Source organism: Clostridium sp. UBA3061 (assembly GCF_002367465.1).
In the GTDB taxonomy this organism is placed as follows: domain Bacteria; phylum Bacillota; class Clostridia; order Clostridiales; family Clostridiaceae; genus Clostridium_J; species Clostridium_J sulfidigenes.
Map to the genome: position 1 here is coordinate 111424 of NZ_DFCF01000002.1, position 19754 is coordinate 131177.

Consider the following 19754-nt stretch of genomic DNA (forward strand, 5'->3'; position numbering starts at 1 on the left):
GTGATTTTTTGAATTTTAAAGTAGTATCTGCTAAAAACAAGTGTACTGAAAAAGATATTGTTTATTTGGAGGAGAGTATGTGGGATGATTGGTTTACATACTCAACGCTTTATACAATGCACTATATAGATAAAAAAGGAATACATTATAATATTGGCGGGGTGAAAATTGGCCAACGAGGGCAGACGGGAAGAAGACCAGAATTACCAGCTTCATTTACAGAATTAGATGACAGATTCTTTTCATTGGGCTTAAGCGATAATTATTATGAAAATCTAAATAAACTTAGTGAAAAGAGCGATAAAAGAGAAAAAATTCTAACAAGCTTGAATGATATAGCAATAGATTTAGATTTATTTGAAGCGGTGAAGTCATTAGATGTTACACAGACATCATTATTAAGAGATAAAACAGTAAGCACTATAAAAGGGCAATATAATAGAATGGCAGGTGGAGGAGCTAGGTTAACAGATTATGAATTTAGTTATTTTCCTGTTAATTGTAGTAGCGATAAAGAAAGTGAAAAAATTAAGTTAGAATTTGACGTGGTTCCTGAAAAAATGCCGCCAACCAATATTCATGTTTTAATAGGAAAGAATGGAGTTGGAAAGACAACTTTATTGAAAAATATGTTACGTTCTTTGGAATCGGATGAAGAAAACGCAAATTATGGTGAAGTTGATATGGGGTGGTCTCATAGTTTTGCCAATATAGTGTTCATATCCTTTAGCGCATTTGACGAATATATAAAAATTGAGGATGAAGTAATACCTTATCTACATATTGGGTTGTCAAAAGAAGACGGTGTGAAAAATTATGATGAACTATCTAAAGAATTTTCTGAAAGTTTGTATATGATTACAAAAGGAGTTAGGAGAAAGGTATGGCTAGAGGCAATATCAATTCTAGAATCAGACAATACATTTATTAAACTAAATATAAAAAGATGGTCGGAAGTAAATTATGAAGAGCAGGAAGTTAAGGCTCTAATGATGAGAAATCCGTTAATGGAAAATGAAAAGCGTAGAGAGCATAGAGAAAGAATAGAAAAAATCATCTTTACGAATGAAGTTTCTCCCAAATTCAAAGAATTAAGTTCTGGACACAAAGTTATTTTACTTACAGTAGCAAAGCTTGTAGAAACTGTTGAGGAAAAGACTTTGGTTTTGATTGATGAACCGGAAGAACATCTGCATCCACCACTTGTTTCTGCATTCACAAGAGCATTATCAAACTTGCTGATTTATAGAAATGGAGTAGGAATAGTAGCGACCCATTCTCCTGTAATAGTGCAAGAAGTACCCAAAAAATGTGTTTGGATACTTAGAAGGTCAGGAAATGAGTTAGTAGCAGACAGACCACAGATTGAAACATTTGGAGAAAACTTAGGTATACTTACCAGTGAAATCTTTGGATTTGAAGTTACTAATTCAGGATTCCACAAAATGCTTAACGATACGGTAGCTAAAAAATCAGATTAAAAAAGTGCATTAAAAGTATTTAAAGGCGAATTGGGAGAGGAAGGAAAAGTAATGCTTAGATCTCTTATGTATGAGAAGGAAGAGGGCGAGGTTGATTTGGATGATTAAAGTGAGTAAACCAGATTATGAACAAGATAAAATAGTAAATGTCTGTACTTCTAATATGAGATATGGAACTAGATTAAATAATATTTTGTATAGTAAAAACACAATTGAGAAGGAAAGCTTAAACTTTGATAAGCTTGCTACTAATGGGGATTTATCATCGATTAGTACACATGAATTTGTATCTGGCGGAGCTACAAAAGAAGATATGGTATGGCTATATGATAATAAATTTGTTAAAGATGGTGGCAGAAAGTATTATGACAAGATCATGGTTCTACCTAAAAATGGAATATGTCCATTGTGTGGAAAACGAACTGTATCCACATTGGATCATTATTTGCCTAAGACACAATATCCTACATACGCAGTGACACCATTTAATTTGGTAGCAGCATGCTCTGATTGTAATAAAGCAAAAAGTGATAAAGTAATAACATCAAGAGAAGATGAAACAATACATCCGTATTACGATGATTTTGATGATGAAGTTTGGATAAAAACAAATCTTATTGAAGAATTTCCAATCGGTTTTAATTTTGTGGTGTACAAGCCTGACTCATGGACTGAGGAAAAATTCAAAAGAGCCAAAAATCATTTTAATACTTTTAAATTAAATAGATTATATTCATCACATGCGTCAGAAATATTTGCACCATATAAAATCCAGTTAAAAAGACTCTACGGTCGGAGAGGTGATATTGCAATAAAAGAAGATTTAGAAGATCGTATCGAATCAAATAAAGAAATAAGACTTAATTCATGGGAAGCTTCAATGTATACAGCGCTGTTAAATAGCAAATGGTTTTTTGAAACTTACATTCCGGCTGAAATAATATAATTAGATTTGAATGCTTTTAATATTAGAATCATACTGATTAAAAGCGGCAGTCAGGTTAAAGGCTAGAGCTAAAACTGCTATATAAAGTTAAAGTGATGGTAACAAGGAAACTCCAATAGGATAAGTGAAAAAACATTATTTGCATCCAAATATATGTTATATATGCCAACAGAAGAAGAATTAATTAGAGAGATATCTAAAGAACGTGAAAGATTTGAATTAGAAGATAAACTTAGGGAGGAATAAGCGATGATTGAGGATATAATAAGAGAAAATGAAAAGATTAAAATAAATGATAAAGAGATTACAGTCTTAAAAGAGTATTTTCCAGGGTGTTTTAAATTAGATGGTAGCTTTGATGTTGAAAAGTTTACTAATATCATAAAAGAAAAAGTAGATATATCAAAGGAAGGATATGAGTTAAATTTCTTAGGTAAAAGTTATGCAAAGTTATTGGCATCTATTGATACTACTACAATTATTAAGCCGGATTTAGAACATAACGAAATAAATATAAATAAACAAAGTGAAAACATATATATTAGTGGAGATAATCTAGATGCTTTAAAACATTTATTAAAGTCTTATGCAAAAGGTATAAAGTGTATCTATATTGATCCACCATATAATACTGGGAGCGATGGGTTCGTATACAATGATAGATTTAATTTTACAAAAGAAGAAATAATTAATCATTTAAGCATTGATGAAGCACAAGCGGAAAAAATAGTTGATATGACAAACAAAGGGCATGCATCGCATTCTGCATGGCTTACATTTATGTATCCAAGGCTATTATTAGCAAGAGATTTATTAACAGATGATGGTGTGATTTTTATATCTATAGATGATAATGAACAAGCTAATTTAAAGTTAATATGTGATGATATATATGGGGAAGAAAACTTTGTTGCAAACGTAGCTTGGAAGCATACACAACAAAGTAAAAATGATGAAGTATACTTTTCAAGACAGTACAATGCATTACTAATATATCGCAAATCAGACAAAACAAAAGGATTTAAGTTTAATAGAACAGAAAAGGATAATAAGAATTATTCTAATCCAGATAATGATATTAACGGAGCATGGAGAAGTGGAGATGTAAGAAGCCCTAATTATAGGAAAACGCTATGCTATGATATTATTACACCTTCAGGTAAAACAATTTCACCACCACAAAATGGGTGGAGATGGTCTGAAGATACATTAAAAGAAAAAATAATTAATGGAGAAATTATTTTCAATAAAGATGAAACTAATATTGTAAGGAAGATTTATCTAAAAAATCAAGAGGGTAGAACACCAGAGAATTTTTGGGATGGGGATGAGTATGGGACTACTAGAATGGCAAATGCTGAACTAAAGGAACTATTTAATGGAGAATCACCTTTTGAAACTCCAAAACCAACACAACTTATAATGAAGGTGATGGAATTATTAGGGGATAATTCGGATTATACTGTATTAGATTTCTTTTCAGGTTCGGGTACTACTGCTCATGCAGTTATCAAGATGAATAAACAAGATGGTGGAAAAAGAAAGTTTATACTTGTACAAGTATCTGAGGAAATAGCAGAAAATAAGGTAGCATACAAGCAGGGATATCGTAGAATTGATGAAGTCGGAATTAATAGGATAAAATTATCAGCTAATACATTTAAGGAGTATGCTGAAGATATAGATTTAGGGTTTAAGCATTTTGAGTTGGTGGATGTAAATAATAATACATTAGATAAATTAGAAAGATTTGATAAAAATGCTGCATTAGATGATAAAGATATAGTAGATAGTTTTGGAGTGGCAGCTATATTAACAACATGGTTAATAAGAGATGGATATGGATTTGGTGCTATTGTTAAAGAGATTGATTTAGGTGGATATATTGCTTACTTAAGTGGAAAACATTTATATATGATTAACACAGGGATATCAAATGATAATATTAATAATCTATTAGAAAGATATGAAGGGGATGGAGGTTTTAACCCTGAGAATATAATTTTATTTGGATATAGCTTTTTAGGTTGGACTCAAATAGAGATGATAAAGAATAATGTAAGATTACTTAATGATAGTGAAAAGAATCTTAAAGTAAATGTAGTTACACGTTATTAGGGGGGATGCACAATGGATATTATATTAAAAAGTAACCTACCCCATCAGGATGGTGCAGTAAATGCAATAGATAATGTTTTAAATGATGTTAACATAAATAAACCTATGTTTTCACATATGAATCCAAGTATAGAGCTTACTAGTGAGCGATTGAAAGATAATATTAGAGAGGTTCAAAAGCAAGTACATCCTGAATTAAGAGGAAGTAGTGAGATAAGTAAGTATTTAAATTTAGATATAAAGATGGAAACAGGTACAGGGAAAACTTATGTATATACTGAAACAATATTTAAGCTTCATGAAAATTATGGATTTAATAAGTTTATCGTAGTAGTCCCTTCATTGCCAATAAAAGCAGGGGCTGAGAATTTCCTTTTGTCACCGTATGTAAAGAGACATTTTAAAGATACTTGTAAGTATAATTGTGAAATAGAACTTAATACAGTGGAGTCGCTAAAGAAAAAGAAAGGGAAGAACTTTTTCCCTTCAGCAGTTCGTGAATTTGTTAGTGGATCCAATCAAGTTTCAAACAAAATCTATGTATTATTAGTAAATATGCAACATTTAAAAGAAAGTAAGAATGGCATGCTTACAAGAGATGATTATGACTATGCAGTTGAAGGATTTTATAAGCCTACAGAGGCAATACAATCAACAAGACCAATAGTAATAATTGATGAACCACATAGATTTACTAGAGGGCAAAAGACTTTTGAGTTTATAGAGGAGAATCTTAAGCCACAAGTAATATTACGTTTTGGTGCGACCTTCCCAGATAATGAAATAAAGATTGGGAAAAGCAAGAAATTGGTAAAGGATTATCATAACTTAATTTACAATTTAACAGCAGCTGAAGCTTTCAATCAAAACTTAATAAAGGGAATTAGTAAAGAGCATTTAGAACCTATAAGTAATAGGAATGATAAAGTGAAGATTACATCTATTGATAATAAGAAATCAGTAAACCTACAATATATTAAGGAAAAGAGTAAGGTTAAAGTACACACACTTGAGAAGAATGACCCGTTATCTATTGTAAGTCCAGAATTAGAGGGGATTTCAATAGTAGGAATAGGTAAGGATTTTATAGAACTATCAAATGGGCAAGTTAAATATAAAGGTGAAGAGTTTAGTACAGATAATTATTCAACATCTTATCAGGAACAAATGTTAAAGTTAGCAATAGAACGTCATTTTGAGGTTGAAAAAGAAAACTTTAATAGAAAGTTTAAGATAAAAACATTAGCATTATTCTTTATAGATGATATATATTCATATAGAAAAGATGATAATAGTGAAAAAGAAAATTATTTAAAGAACATATTTGAAAGGTTATTACTTCAAAAAATTGATGATGAGTTAAAGGATATGGGTGAAAATGGAAATCAGGAGTATAAAGAATATTTACAGGCATCTAAAAGCAATATCGGTGCAACTCATGCAGGTTATTTTTCAAAGGATAATGATGATTCAGATGAAGCTATAGCTCAAGAAGTTAATGAAATATTATTTGAAAAGGAAAAGTTATTAACTATACGTAATGAAGATGGAAGTTTTAATACCAGAAGATTTCTATTTTCAAAATGGACATTAAAAGAAGGATGGGATAATCCTAATATCTTTACTATAGCAAAGTTACGTTCGAGTGGAAGTGAAAACAGTAAATTGCAAGAAGTAGGTAGAGGATTAAGGCTTCCAGTAGATGAGAATGGTAATAGAATATCAAATGAAGAGTTCTTTTTGAACTATATAGTTGACTTTACAGAGAAAGATTTTGCAGAAGAACTTGTAAGACAAATAAATAGTGACTTACCACAGATAACTAAGCTTACTAATGAAGATATTGAAAAGGTTGCAAAGAAATTAAATAAAGAGGTTAATGAATTATTTATAGAGTTAATATCCAAGAAGTATATAGATATGGATAAGAATGTTATTGCTGAAAATAAAGAAGAATTTTATAAAGAGTATCCTGACTTCATCGGTGGCGTCAACAAAGGAAAAGTGAATAATAATAACAAAGAAAAAGCTGTTGAAGTTAAAATAAGAAAAAGTAGATATAGTGAATTAAAAGAGTTATGGGAACTGCTAAATCAAAAATATATAATTCAATATGATCACATTGATAATAATGTAATAATTGATGCCTTGGTCAATGTAATGCAAGAAGGTGTATTTGGAGAGTTGGGAATCAAAAGTGATAGGCAAAAAGTTAGGGGAAGTTCAGAAGGTATGGTTATAGAGGAAAGTGCTGGAGTTTATTACACAATAGAGAAGGAATTACCATACAATGAGTTTTTAATAAGAATAAGCAATCAAACCAATATACCAATCACATTAATAAATAAGGCTATGATTAGATTCTCAGAAAATAATGTAATAGAGGATAGATTTATAAATGAAAGTTCAGTAGCTAATATTATAAAAGGATTTAAAGAGTGGAAATCTAATAATTTACAAGGAAGATTTAATTATAGAAGGACTTCACTTCCTGTACATCCAACATCATTAACAAACAAGGATGGAAGTGTAAAAGATGTAATAAAGCAAGGTAGAGTGGGTACTAAAATAGTTCCAGGTGAAGCTACTAGCAAATACTTATATGATTTAGTAGCATATGATTCACCATTAGAACATGAAAATATACAGACTGAGATAGATGAAGTAGTAGTATTTGGAAAGATACCTAGAAATAGTATTAGAATACCGACTATTAATGGTGGAACATATAGTCCAGATTTTATGTATGTAGTAAAGAAAAAAGATGGAACTAAGGAGCTTAATATTGTTGTTGAAACAAAAGATGTAGAAAATAAAAAGGATTTAAGAGGTGTAGAAGCTGATAAAATTACTAGTGCAGAAGTATTCTTTAATCAACTTAAGATAGATGGTTATGATGTTAAGTTCAGAACACAGTTAAACAATAAAAAGGTTAAACAAATAGTTGATGAAGTACTGAAATAGTTTCAAAATATAAGAGGGTGGAGAATATGATAGGATTAGATTATGGAGTGAAGCCAACTATAATGCTTATTGGAGATATTGAGTTTCCACAATTAATTACTGATGCTGTAATAGCAGGGGTAGGATATATTAGTATACCATTAAAATCAAGTGACTCTACACCATTAAAGATAGCATTAATGTTCCAAGATAGAATAAAGGGAACTAAAGTAATGAATAGATTTTTAGATTGGATAAAGTCATCTAATGGAAACATGAATGCTTTTGGATTAGATATTATAGAGAAAAATGATGGTGCGTATTTATTATGTATATATCAAGAACATGAGGTGCTTCTAGATAGACTTATGCCAAAAGAGGTAAGAGAATGGATAAATCCTTTATTACAAGTTGTGGTGCATCATAAAATTATTGATAAAAGAAGTGAGCATTATTATATGTTTAAAGAGGCTTGTAGGTTTAGTGAGTGCCATATATATGGGGCGGACAAAAGTGGAAGGTTAATATCTGTTAATGATTATATTATAAAAGATAATATAAAGTTTTATAAAGAAGATGAGGTTTCAGAGGATTCTTTTTTATATTCATTTAAAGGAATCAATTCAAATGTTGGTGTAAAAGAGGATATGTTCAAGAGAAATAATAATTTTGAGTTAATTGAATCTAGAAGAATAAATAGTATTAAATATTTTTTTCCAATAACATACAATGAAATTATTAATGGTAGATACTTTGAAAAGGTGTTAGAGGAGTTAGAAGGGCAATTTGAAAAATCCATAATAATACAAGCGATTTGCAATATTGTGTTAGAGTATAGGGTTATAGAAGATAATATAGATTTAGACAGAAATTCATCTATAGATTGGATACAATACTTAGTTAATAATTATGAAACACCTAAAAGTAAGTTTCCAGAAGATGAGATATACACATGTGATGATATTTTACAGCAAATTATAAAAGATGATGAATATTTAAAAGGTATAAGAGGAGAAGTGAAAGATGGGAGAGTTAACAATAATACAACAATTTAGTGCATGGGTTTCAGAAAATTGGGCAGTATCAGCAATAGCAGGAGGGGTATTTTGGGATGTAATAAAGGGACAATTATTAATACCATTTAAAGCTAAGTTTGGTAAGTATTTTAATAATGATAAAGAAGTAGAAGAATATCTTCAAAAAATAAGTGAAACTGAAAGTATAAATAAAAAGAAACCTATTAGAGATATAGAAGATGTATATGAAGATGTTACTCAAAAGGATTTACCAGATAAATTTATTGATGAGTTAAAAGAGTTTCTAATTAGCAATAATGATAAAGTTGAGATGATGAATAAACAAAGTGGGGATTTTACAGGATTAAATCAACAAGCAGGAAGAGATATAAATAATGTAAAAGGATCACAAACTATTATAAATTATGGTAGGGAATAAGTTATGAATAATAAATATATGTATGCTGGGAGAGATATCAATAATGTTATAGGTCCACAATACATTATTAATAATCCTACATTTAAATCTTCAAGTGAAGATTTAAATGTAGAGTTTGTTCTAGAGCACATTGCAAGTATAAACTACCTTGATGAATTAAAGCAGAGGCTTAGTAATAAGATATTAATTAATAGAACTGAGATAGTAGAAGAAGTAAAACAGCTATTAGTTAATTTTGATAGTTTATTAATATATGGAGAGCCAGGTATTGGGAAGACTACTTTAGTAGCAGGGATTGATGTAAGTAAGGAAATATTATATATATCATTGAGAGATAGAAGTATAAATGAAGTTTTAGAGTATTTAATCAGTTATTATGGACTACAATTTAACAAGAATGAAGATATTTTCTTGATGCTGGAAAGTCTTATGAGTAGTAGTGAAACCTTATTCATATTTGATGACTGTGAGAGCAATAGTGACGTTGTTAAAAGGTTAGTAAGGCTTACTAAATATAATAATAAGTTTTTGTATTTATCAAGAAAAACAAGTGTATTTAATGGTATTGATATTTGCAAATATGAGTTAAGGGCAATGGAAAAAAAAGAAGTTAAGGAATTTGTTAATACTTCTTTGAAACAAGATTTAGATAACTCATTGGTTGATGAATTGTATGTAAAATCTAAGGGAAATCCATTGTATTTATACTACTATGTAAACTTTAGTATAGATCCATTGCCAATTGGATTAGAAAGCTATCAGCAAGCATTATGGGATAATCTAAATTCAGAACAACAGGAGACATTATCATGTATAGCAATTACAAATTTCCCTATATGTAAGGAGGTATTAATGGAGTCAGTATATAGGCTAACAGAAATAAAGAGTTCATTAATGCAGTTCCAAAAAAAGATAATAGGTATTCAGTATCTGTTAAATACTAAAAATGGAGTATACGATATCTTTCATCCATTATTTAAAGAGTATATATTACAATATATTAGTGATTGTGGAATGATAAATGAATATGAAACTATTGTTGGAGAAAGTGCAATTGAAAAAAAAGATATTGTAGAGGGAACATTACTTTTATTAAATAAAGATAATGAGATTATTGATAAATATCTATTACCAGTTGGATTGAAATTATACAATTATAATAAAATAAGTAAGGCTATTAGAGTAATGGAGACTGCGCTAGTAAGATATGAAAAAGATGAAGACTATTTAGAGTATTATGCACATACTAATTATCATATTAGTATAATATATAATGATATCAATCATAAAGATAAAGGGTATGAATGTATAAATAAAGCAATAAATATATATAATGATTTTCAGGATAAAAAAGGATATCTATTATGTATAGTTATTAAAGCTGTTATTCTTGCTGATGAAGGAAGAAAGGAAGAAGCAGAAGAATTAATATCAGAAATAGATGCATATAGCTTTGAAGATGATGAGTTAAAAGCATACTTGTATATTAATATGTCAAAAATACAGCTTACATTTAATCAATATGAAAGCGCGGCAATAAATGCCCAAAAAGCTTATAATCATTTTATAGCATGTGGAAATAAAGAGGGAGCAGTAAAAAGTTTGCTTAATTATTCAGGAGCATTGGCTAATATAGACCAAGAGAAATTAGCTACTGAGTATCTAGAAATGATATTAGAAGATAACGAAATAACCAAGAATAAGATTATTAAAGCATCTTTAATGAATAATCTTACATCATGTTATAGGAAGAACCATGAATTTGAAAAGGCAATATCAACTTGTAAAGAATCAATAGATATAATGAATAATTTAAAGCAATACTCTAAACTAGCTATGAACTTTTTGAATTTGGGTAATATTTATAGAGATTTAGAAGACTGGGATGAGTGTGAAGCTACGTATACAAAAGGAATCGAGGTAGCAAAGGAACATAAAGTTAATAGGGAAATTGGAAGGGGCTATGAATTGATGGCCTCAGTTAGATACATGCAGGGGAAGTATGAAGATTGTATAGAATATGCACAAAAATCAATTGAAGCAAGTAATTTAGTGAATGATGACTTTAGGGTTGCAGAAGCATATATTGAAATGTCTAGAGGATATTTTAAGTTAGGACAAACAATACCATATATTAATTGCATTGAACAAGCCAGCAATCATTATGTTAAGGAAAATTTCTATGACGAGGCTCTTGAATACTTAATAAAAGTTATAGAGTATTATGATGCTAATTATAATGATATAAAAGTTAAAGCGTGTTTAGAGAAATTTACGTTCATAGTTAATAGAAAAGATGAAATAGATTATAGCTTAATAAATTGTAATTTAATAGATACTTTTAAAGTTAATGAATCTAGAAATGTTATAGTTGATATATATTACTCTACTGTAATAAGAGTTTTGAATAAGGATAAATATCTGAATACAATGCAATTGTTTAATGGCTTTATAGCTGCGTGTAAAAAGAATAATAATAAAAGAAGTAAAGAGGTATTTATAGATATCATAAATAGGCTAGTTGAGAAGTCAAAAGAAAATAATTCGTGGAGCAATATACTTGCATTTCTAATTGAAGATTCAGAAGAGTTAATGTTGATAAAGGATATTGAAACTGTTATAAATAATTTGAAAAAACATATGGCTGATATATATATTAGAAAATGTGGGCAGACAACATATGTTTTTACTTTGTATTGGAAGAGTGGTATATATATTCAATATTGTAGTGAAGCTACTGAGTTAATTAATATTAAGGTTTCATTAGCATTATATTTAATAACTAAGGTTAATGAAGATTATATTATGTCAGGTATTGAGGGGAGAAAGAATAAATATGTAGACTTTAATGTGATGGATTTTAAATCATTAAGTGAATCTATTGAAGATAAGGAATATATTAATGATAAATCATTTAAAGAAATGCCAGTTGTAGTAACTTCAGGTGTAACAAGTGAGGTATCTACGTATATCATATTAGGACAAGAGTATGGAGATAAAGATCTTGATGAAAATAGTATTAAGTTTAATGCTTTTACTTATATATTAATGAACATATACGTCCAACTTAAAAAAAGGGTAGGGGGTGAGGATTTAATGAAATTAACTGAAAAGGAAGCTGTTGATTCAAGAAAGTTTGTTGAGCATTTAACTTATAGAAAAGTAGAAGAATATAGCGACAAGTGGAATATACAACCATTAAATATAATTAGGCAAGATACAAAATAATGCTCTTAAAGAGCTAATATTAAGTTTGACTATTAGTGATATAATCTGACTGGATTTAACAATTAGATTATATATGCCTTTATTTGGTAAGTCTATAATTATCAATATATATTGTACATTTGAAACGGTAAGGCTCGCCTCCACCATGGAAAATAGCTACATCAGCTCTAATCTGATGTAGCTATTTTGCATTAATAAATTCCTCATAAAATCTCTCCTTTTTAGCAAGTTGTTCATCTGTATACCTGCCATTCCTAGGGGTAAGAGATTTATACTGAGTTATTATCATCTTTGCACGTTTTCTTTTAGATTCTATAATTAAGTAAGGATAAATATCTTCTAGTAATTTAATAGCATTATTATGTTTAATTACAAATGAATAAGATAATTTATGTTTTTCAGGATTATAATTTTTTTATTTATTATTACTCCATATCCAATGGTGTCTTTTAGCCAAGTTAATAATTCTATAGTAGTGGAAGCGATTGATACGCAGTGAGCAGGATATTGATTTGTGTGAAATCGCTGTAACATAATACTTCCTTCTCCATCAATTATTCCAGCTATATATGCTTTTTCTATTTCTGTCATTTAACCACCTCTATAGTTAGTATTTACTGGTTTCTCAATATTATCAGAAATAAATGAAATAAAGTATTAATTTTTTATGATAATAGATCATTAAGAGTATAAGTAAAGTCAGCTACTAATGTAGCAAATAAATAGATTCTATTAAAATGAATAAAGATACCGTATAGAATGGGTTAACACTATTAATTATAACTATCTCAAACCACAATTAAAAATGATATAATTAATACATGAAAAAATTTAAATTATTTAATATATAAAAATAAAAAAGTATATTAATGAGGGGTTAAAATGAGTGATATAGTTGTTTCATTAACAGATATACAAAAGCTTAAGGAAGAGCTGAGTACATTGAATGAAGAGTACATAAAATTATATGAGAAGATGGAAGATTTAAAAAAGGAAAAAGAATATTTTGAGAGCCTTTATATGTGTAAACTAGGGGCTTTGATATTCTTAAGATTTGAAAATGAAATTAAGTATAGAAGGTTAAAGAAGAAATTAGCATTGATAGTTAAAAGTAAAAATAAAGGTGAAGAAATTAATATTGAAGAAATAGAAGGCATTTTAGAAGAAGAGCTAGCAGAGTTTTATGAAAATTTAGAGGAGCTGCGTAATAATTTAAAGAATTCTAGAGAGTTTTTCGAACTTCCAACATTAACGAATGAGGAAGTAAAAAAGGTTAAAGAGATATTTAGGAGTTTAGCTAAAATACTGCATTCCGATGTAAATAGAGGTTTAAATGAAGAGATGATGGAGTTGTGGCTTAAGGTTAAAGAAGCGTATGAGAATAATGATTTAATCACATTAATAATTCTTGAGGGAATAGTAAAGCATAATGAGATTAAAGAAGATATTAAGATAACTTCTATAGAAGAAAATATAGTGGTATTAAAGAAAAAGATTAATGAATTAAAGAAGTTTATAGATGAAGAAGAAAATAGCTTTCCTCTAAATATAAAAGAGATTATAGATGATGATGAGTATATTAAAGAGAAAAAGCAGGATATAACTAATGATATACATGAGTATGAAATAATGATTACAGATGTTGAAAAGAGTATTTGTCAGGTATTAAAGGAGTAGAGTTATGGATAAATCAATAACAAGCTATAGTGGTGGAGGGAAAATAGCCAACATAATTGAAACAGGTGGACTAGCATTGCCCTTTGAAAATACTATATATCTTCAATCTGTAAGGGTAGCTGGAATGAAATACTATGTAAAGGATGGGTTTATTTTATTAGAGGGAGAAAAAATAAAGTTAAAAAGGGAACCTGATAATGTATATGATAAATATGCTATAGAATTATTTACAGTAAAGGGTGAAAAGATAGGTTATATACCAACAAAAACAAATAAAATATTTGCAAGACTTATGGATGGAGGAAAAATGTTAACAGCTGAAGTGAGAACTGTGGATTATTACTTTGAAAAATTACAAGAGGTGTGGATAAGAATATTTTTAAATGATTTATAGTTTTAGAAGTTAAATTAATCATTGTGAAATATAGTGGGAGTTGCTAGAGTAGTGTCTATTAGTTTATGATAAAATTTGTGAAAGATAAATCATTGAAAATCATTTCAAAATAATATTATGCTAAGTTTGTTTTAAATACATAAAAAAATATAGTGTTTATGGAGGAAAGCTAAATGCCAAGATATGATTGCTTAATAGTAGATGATGAGGAGGCACTGTCTCAAAGTACCTGTGAGTTTTTCAACATGTTCGGCGTAAAAACCTTTTGGGTATCAGATAAAACAGCATGTTTTGATTTTTTATTGAAAAATAAGGTTGATTTAATATTGCTGGATATCAATCTAGGACAATCCTCAGGTTTTGAAATTTGCAAAGAATTGAGAACAACAATGGATACACCAATTTTATTTATTAGTGCTAGAACAAGTGATGATGATGTCCTTTTGGCATTAAACATTGGTGGAGATGATTATATTCAAAAGCCATATTCCCTAAATATACTGATGGCAAAGGTTAAAACTGTTTTAAAAAGGTATAAGTCTAACTATGCGAGTACTGTAAGTTTTGGTAGATTTTCTATTGATTTAGATATGGAAAAGCTTATGGTAGATGGTAGGGAAGTAAAATTAAAATCAATGGAATATAGATTGTTATCATATTTGGTTAAAAACAAAAACCGAACCATTTCAAAAGATGAGCTTTTTCAAAAGGTATGGGGCGATGCAATTACAGGGGAAGGAACCTTGAATGTACATATAAGAAGACTTCGTGAGAAGATTGAGAAAAATCCTAATGAACCACAGTATATCAAAACTGTTTGGGGCACTGGATATGTCTTTGAGATGGGAGCTTCATATGAACATTAAAAGAATAGTAGTTATAAGTATCATTGTTCTTTTAACTTGTACAAGCATCACATTTTTTGCGTTTAAATATAAAGGAAAAACTGAAATTGAAGTGCCTAAGGTAAATGATATTGCTCAGTCTATTGCAAAGGAATGGGACAGTCTGGAATATGCAGAGTTGCCATGTATGAGCTATAAATTAGATTACGTAGTACTGGACAATGAAAATCGTTTTATCAAAGCTACAAGAGATGGATTAAACAATGATTTAAGTTCAGCAATACGTAATAGGGACACTATAGTTGATGTGAAATCTCAGGATAAGGTACTCGGAAAAGTAATAATATATAATAATACAAATAATGAATGGATAAAATTTAGAAATTTACTTCTTATTTTTACCCTTTGTGTAATAATAGTTGCTGCAGTATTTTGCAGCGTATATTTAGTTTTTATTGACAGGTATATTCTATATCCCTTTAGAAAACTCCAAGGCTTTGCACGACATGTTGCAGAGGGAAATTTGGATATGCCTCTAGATATGGACAAAAATAATTTCTTCGGTGCATTTACAGAAAGCTTTGACCTCATGAGGGAGGAGCTTAATAAGGCAAGGGAAAATGAAAGGCTTGCTAATCAAAGTAAAAAAGAACTTGTCGCTTCACTGAGTCATGATATCAAAACCCCAGTGGCGTCAATAAAGGCTGTTACTGAAGTTATGCATGTTAAGACTTCCGATGAAAACCAGAGGAGGCAGCTGGATATAATTAATTCAAAGGCTGATCAGATAAATACATTAATAACAAATATGTTCAGCGCCACACTAGAGGAATTGCAGGAGCTAAAGGTTATAGTCACTGAGCAATCTAGTCAGGTTCTATATGATTTGATTAGGGCTGCAGATTATAATTGTAAAGCAAATATTGGAGGCATTGCTGAGTGTATAATTTTAGCAGATGGGTTAAGGTTATCTCAGGTTGTTGACAATATAATCAGTAATTCCTATAAATACGCAGGAACATCTATTTATGTTTCTTCAGTTATTAGGGGTAAATACCTTGAGATAGGATTTAAGGATTATGGTAGAGGAGTTTCTGAGGAGGAGCTACCTTTAATATTTAATAAGTTCTATAGGGCTAAAAACTCTAAGGAAAAGGGAGGCACTGGATTAGGACTTTATATTTCTAAGTATATGATGGAAAAAATGGAGGGAGACATTTACTGCGAAAACTCAGTTGATGGATTCACTGTGTTGTTAAAACTTTTAATTGCCTAAAAATTTAAGAACTTAAAAGATTTAAGGATTAGTTAAGGATTGGGTAAAGACCTGTTAAGGAATTTTCAACTATAATAGGACTGTAAGTAAAACAGTCTTATTTTTTTATTGAAAGGGATGTTATCATGGGGAATGTTATTATATCAACAAATAAGCTCTGCAAGACATTTTCAAACGGTGGAATGCAACAGCATGTACTTAAGAACCTTGATATTGAAATATATCAGGGAGATTTTACAGTAATCATGGGCTCCTCTGGTGCAGGAAAGTCAACACTACTTTATGCCCTATCAGGAATGGATAAACCAACTCTCGGTTCTATAAAATTTGGAGAGAATGAAATTTCAAAGTTATCAAATGATAAGCTTGCAATTTTTAGAAGATTAAACTGCGGTTTTGTTTTTCAACAAATGTTTCTTATGGATAATATGAGCATACTGGATAATATCCTTGTAAGCGGTCTCCTTATAAGTAGTGATAGAAAGACAATTGCAGAAAGGGCAAAGGAGCTCCTCACACAAGTGGCACTAACTGAAATCATATGGAGTAAGTTTCCATCACAATTATCTGGAGGCGAGGCTCAGCGTGCCGCTATTGTAAGGGCATTAATTAATAATCCCAAGGTGGTCTTCGCAGATGAACCTACGGGAGCTCTTAACTCTTCGGCAGGACAGGCAGCCCTAGATGTTTTAACTGAAGTGAATAGAAGTGGTCAAAGCATAATTATGGTTACTCACGATTTGAAATCAGCAAGGCGAGGAAATCGTATTTTATATATGCGTGATGGTGCTATTAAGGGAGTATGTGACCTAGGAAGCTATGTCAGTGGTGACAAGGAGCGTCATAACAAACTCCAAGGATTTCTCAATGAAATGGGGTGGTAATGTTGAGAAAGATATTAATGCTGAGTTTTGCAAATATAAAGAAAACCAAGGGGCATACAGTATCCATTCTTTTCATGTTTATCATTGCAGCTATGCTACTTAATCTAGGACTTCTGGTGTTTGTAAATTTCGGAAGCTACTTTGAAAAGGTAACTGACGAGCTAAATTCTTCTGATGAATATTATTTAATGCCGGAAAGCTTATATAGTCAAAGGGTCAGTGAATACATCAAAAGCAATGATAATATTAAAAGGAGCCAAAAGGAAAGTTCCTTATTGGCAAAAGGAACCATTCCTTACAACAATGATAACCGTGAATTTAATTTTCTCATCAATGATGTAGACCAGAAGAGAGATTTTTCAAAATGGGAATTCGTTGGAGAGCATGAATCTCCTGACTCAATGTCCATATACCTACCCTATGTAATGAATATTGATGGGGGATATAAAGTGAATGATAAACTTAAGGTGAGTTTTGAGGATGTAGACATCACCTTTACCATTAAAGGATTTACAGAAGATATATTTTTTAGTTCACTAGATACAGTGGTTATGGGGGTTTACTTACCTAGTGATACCTATGATAGGGTTGTTGAAAAGCTAGGAGTAAAATATAAAGCGTCACTTATTTTTGCTGATTTAAGAAAGAATAATATGGATGTTGAAAATGGAATAAAGGAGATAATAAAGGAGGAAAACCCTAATATACTAACTGATGACGTAAGCATATTTTTCAGTTTAGATAAGGGGGTTGTGAGATTATCTCGTTCAATTATGGCAAACATTGTTTCCGTAATGATGATGGTCTTTGCTGCAATAATCGTTGTTGTATGTCTTATTGTTGTAAGGTTTAGAATTGAGAATAGCATAGAGGAGGATATGACTAAGATAGGTTCATTAAAGGCAGTTGGTTATACCAGTAGGCAAATAATATCATCAATCACTATACAGTTTTCATTAATTGCCCTGGTTGGAAGCATGATGGGGATAACACTGTCTTACCTAGCAACTCCTGCAATATCAAAGGTTTTTGCACATCAGTCGGGTCTTATGTGGGTACAGGGGTTTGACGGTATGATTAGCAGTATTTCCTTGTTTGTTATATTGTTGGTGGTGATATTGGTTTCCTTCATATCTTCAAGTCGTATTAACAGGCTGAATCCAATTGTAGCATTAAGGGGCGGAATAATAACTCATAGTTTCCGAAAGAACTATATGCCCCTTCACAAATCAAGGGGAAGTCTTCCCTTTGTTTTATCTATAAAGTTAATGTTACAGAACATGAAACAGAGCCTAATGATAGGTATGATATTCCTAGTTGTTTCCTTTGCAGGTACCTTTGCACTAAGTATGTTTTATAACTCAGTAATAGATACAAAAATTTTTAAAGAAATTCCAGGTGTGGAATTGTCTAGTGTTATTGCAGTTTGTAATCCTATTGTAGATAATACATCTGTGGTTGAGAATATAAAAAATATGAAGGGAGTACGAAAGGCTCAGTTTCTTGATATAGTAATGATGAACTCAGATAGCTACGAAGTAGCTACATATGTAATGGATGACTATTCTATGAAAGAAACCAATACTATTTATGAGGGTAGATACCCACTTCACAGCAATGAAGTTGCAATTTCAGGATATTTGGCTGAAAGGGTGAAAAAGAACATAGGTGATAGTATTATTTTGAAGGTCAATGATAAACAGAGTGAGTATATTATAACAGGTTATTGCCAGGGGTCCTATATGGGTAAATTTAATATTGCTTATATTAGGAGCGATGGTATTTTAAGTCTTAATCAAGAGTTTAAGCAGCGGGATTTTCAAATATATATTGATAAGGATATTAAATCTTCAGAATTTAAAATGGAAATTGATAAACTTTATGGTAATGATTTTCTTAAAGTAGTTGATTTGGACAAAGAAGTTCAACAGGGGATAGGTCTTTACACAGGCATAATATCCAAGGTTGGTATTAGCATATTAGTAGTTACAATATTTGTGGTTATGCTTGTTTTATATTTTGTTATTAATTCTTCAGTGATTAGGAAGAAGCATGACCTTGGTATACAAAAAGCACTTGGGTTCACAACTCTGCAGCTTATGCACCAGCTTTCCATGGGATTCTTGCCTCCGATTATTACAGGAGTGTGCCTAGGAAGTTTGTTAGGAATGACTCAAACCAATGCAATAATGGCAGTTCCCATGAAGGCTATGGGCTTAATGAAGGTAAATTTTATTGTAACCCCTCTATGGAGTATGTTGTTCGATGTTGGTATAGTAATAGTATCCTATGCAATTTCTATGCTTGTAACCTATCGCATACGTAAGATTACTGCATATGGACTAGTAAGTGAATAATATCATAGTGATTTGTGATGTTTTCAGGTTTTTTAAGAATTTTAATAGTTTTAATTTAATTAATACATTTTTAGTACTTTGAGAAATATTAAAGTACCAACTTAATTTAAATAGTTAAAAGGGAGAGCAAGTAAATTTGTGTTTTCACAA

The 19754-nt window shown here is 30.3% G+C and carries 14 protein-coding genes; 13 read left to right on the forward strand and 1 reads right to left on the reverse strand.

The genetic code is table 11. The features are described from left to right. Positions 1-8 precede the first annotated feature (8 nt). The 7 genes from B2P65_RS00735 (at position 9) to B2P65_RS00765 (ending at position 12171) form a co-directional block, all read left to right on the forward strand. Positions 9-1481 carry an AAA family ATPase gene (locus B2P65_RS00735; RefSeq protein WP_346879432.1) on the forward strand — a complete coding sequence of 491 codons (1473 nt, stop codon included), beginning with the start codon at positions 9-11 and terminating at the stop codon, positions 1479-1481. A gap of 109 nt (positions 1482-1590) precedes the next feature. After that, positions 1591-2427 (forward strand): HNH endonuclease, encoded by an 837-nt coding sequence (locus tag B2P65_RS00740; RefSeq protein WP_346879433.1) that lies wholly within the window; start codon positions 1591-1593, stop codon positions 2425-2427. 249 nt (positions 2428-2676) lie between these two features. Further along, positions 2677-4545 carry a site-specific DNA-methyltransferase gene (locus tag B2P65_RS00745; protein ID WP_346879434.1) on the forward strand — a complete coding sequence of 623 codons (1869 nt, stop codon included), beginning with the start codon at positions 2677-2679 and terminating at the stop codon, positions 4543-4545. Positions 4546-4557: 12 nt separating this feature from the next. Continuing rightward, positions 4558-7509, forward strand: coding sequence for a type III restriction-modification system endonuclease (locus B2P65_RS00750; RefSeq protein WP_346879435.1), 2952 nt, complete (start codon positions 4558-4560; stop codon positions 7507-7509). A 26-nt stretch (positions 7510-7535) separates the two neighbouring features. After that, positions 7536-8543 (forward strand): hypothetical protein, encoded by a 1008-nt coding sequence (locus B2P65_RS00755; RefSeq protein ID WP_346879436.1) that lies wholly within the window; start codon positions 7536-7538, stop codon positions 8541-8543. After that, positions 8512-8943: a hypothetical protein gene (locus tag B2P65_RS00760; protein ID WP_346879437.1), complete on the forward strand. Its 432-nt coding sequence runs from the start codon at positions 8512-8514 to the stop codon at positions 8941-8943. The genes B2P65_RS00755 and B2P65_RS00760 overlap by 32 nt, the downstream gene beginning before the upstream one ends. 3 nt (positions 8944-8946) lie before the next feature. Then, complete coding sequence (locus B2P65_RS00765) at positions 8947-12171, forward strand: tetratricopeptide repeat protein (protein WP_346879438.1); 3225 nt, start codon at positions 8947-8949, stop codon at positions 12169-12171. 369 nt (positions 12172-12540) lie between these two features. Here B2P65_RS00765 and B2P65_RS00770 read toward each other — a convergent pair whose 3' ends face one another. Continuing rightward, positions 12541-12762, reverse strand: coding sequence for a hypothetical protein (locus B2P65_RS00770; RefSeq protein ID WP_346879439.1), 222 nt, complete (start codon positions 12760-12762; stop codon positions 12541-12543). 291 nt (positions 12763-13053) lie between these two features. Here B2P65_RS00770 and B2P65_RS00775 point away from each other — a divergent pair, with 291 nt between their 5' ends. The 6 genes from B2P65_RS00775 (at position 13054) to B2P65_RS00800 (ending at position 19604) form a co-directional block, all read left to right on the forward strand. Then, positions 13054-13848: a hypothetical protein gene (locus tag B2P65_RS00775; protein ID WP_346879440.1), complete on the forward strand. Its 795-nt coding sequence runs from the start codon at positions 13054-13056 to the stop codon at positions 13846-13848. A 4-nt stretch (positions 13849-13852) separates the two neighbouring features. Then, on the forward strand, positions 13853-14242 hold the full coding sequence (locus B2P65_RS00780; protein ID WP_346879441.1) for an HIRAN domain-containing protein: 390 nt from the start codon (positions 13853-13855) through the stop codon (positions 14240-14242). Positions 14243-14415: 173 nt separating this feature from the next. Further along, a complete protein-coding gene (locus tag B2P65_RS00785; protein WP_346847224.1) occupies positions 14416-15108 on the forward strand; it encodes a response regulator transcription factor in 693 nt (230 codons plus the stop codon). Next, positions 15074-16363, forward strand: coding sequence for a HAMP domain-containing sensor histidine kinase (locus B2P65_RS00790; RefSeq protein WP_346879442.1), 1290 nt, complete (start codon positions 15074-15076; stop codon positions 16361-16363). The genes B2P65_RS00785 and B2P65_RS00790 overlap by 35 nt, the downstream gene beginning before the upstream one ends. A gap of 182 nt (positions 16364-16545) precedes the next feature. Then, on the forward strand, positions 16546-17247 hold the full coding sequence (locus B2P65_RS00795) for an ABC transporter ATP-binding protein (protein WP_414632426.1): 702 nt from the start codon (positions 16546-16548) through the stop codon (positions 17245-17247). Positions 17248-17249: 2 nt separating this feature from the next. Next, a complete protein-coding gene (locus B2P65_RS00800) occupies positions 17250-19604 on the forward strand; it encodes an ABC transporter permease (RefSeq protein ID WP_346879444.1) in 2355 nt (784 codons plus the stop codon). Positions 19605-19754: the final 150 nt, after the last annotated feature.

Coding starts and splice junctions, on each gene's coding strand:
- B2P65_RS00745 (WP_346879434.1), top strand. CDS start 2,677: ATGATTGAGGATATAATAAGAGAAAATGAAAAGATTAAAATAAATGAT.
- B2P65_RS00750 (WP_346879435.1), top strand. CDS start 4,558: ATGGATATTATATTAAAAAGTAACCTACCCCATCAGGATGGTGCAGTA.
- B2P65_RS00755 (WP_346879436.1), top strand. CDS start 7,536: ATGATAGGATTAGATTATGGAGTGAAGCCAACTATAATGCTTATTGGA.
- B2P65_RS00760 (WP_346879437.1), top strand. CDS start 8,512: ATGGGAGAGTTAACAATAATACAACAATTTAGTGCATGGGTTTCAGAA.
- B2P65_RS00765 (WP_346879438.1), top strand. CDS start 8,947: ATGAATAATAAATATATGTATGCTGGGAGAGATATCAATAATGTTATA.
- B2P65_RS00770 (WP_346879439.1), bottom strand. CDS start 12,762: ATGACAGAAATAGAAAAAGCATATATAGCTGGAATAATTGATGGAGAA.
- B2P65_RS00775 (WP_346879440.1), top strand. CDS start 13,054: ATGAGTGATATAGTTGTTTCATTAACAGATATACAAAAGCTTAAGGAA.
- B2P65_RS00780 (WP_346879441.1), top strand. CDS start 13,853: ATGGATAAATCAATAACAAGCTATAGTGGTGGAGGGAAAATAGCCAAC.
- B2P65_RS00785 (WP_346847224.1), top strand. CDS start 14,416: ATGCCAAGATATGATTGCTTAATAGTAGATGATGAGGAGGCACTGTCT.
- B2P65_RS00790 (WP_346879442.1), top strand. CDS start 15,074: ATGTCTTTGAGATGGGAGCTTCATATGAACATTAAAAGAATAGTAGTT.
- B2P65_RS00795 (WP_414632426.1), top strand. CDS start 16,546: ATGCAACAGCATGTACTTAAGAACCTTGATATTGAAATATATCAGGGA.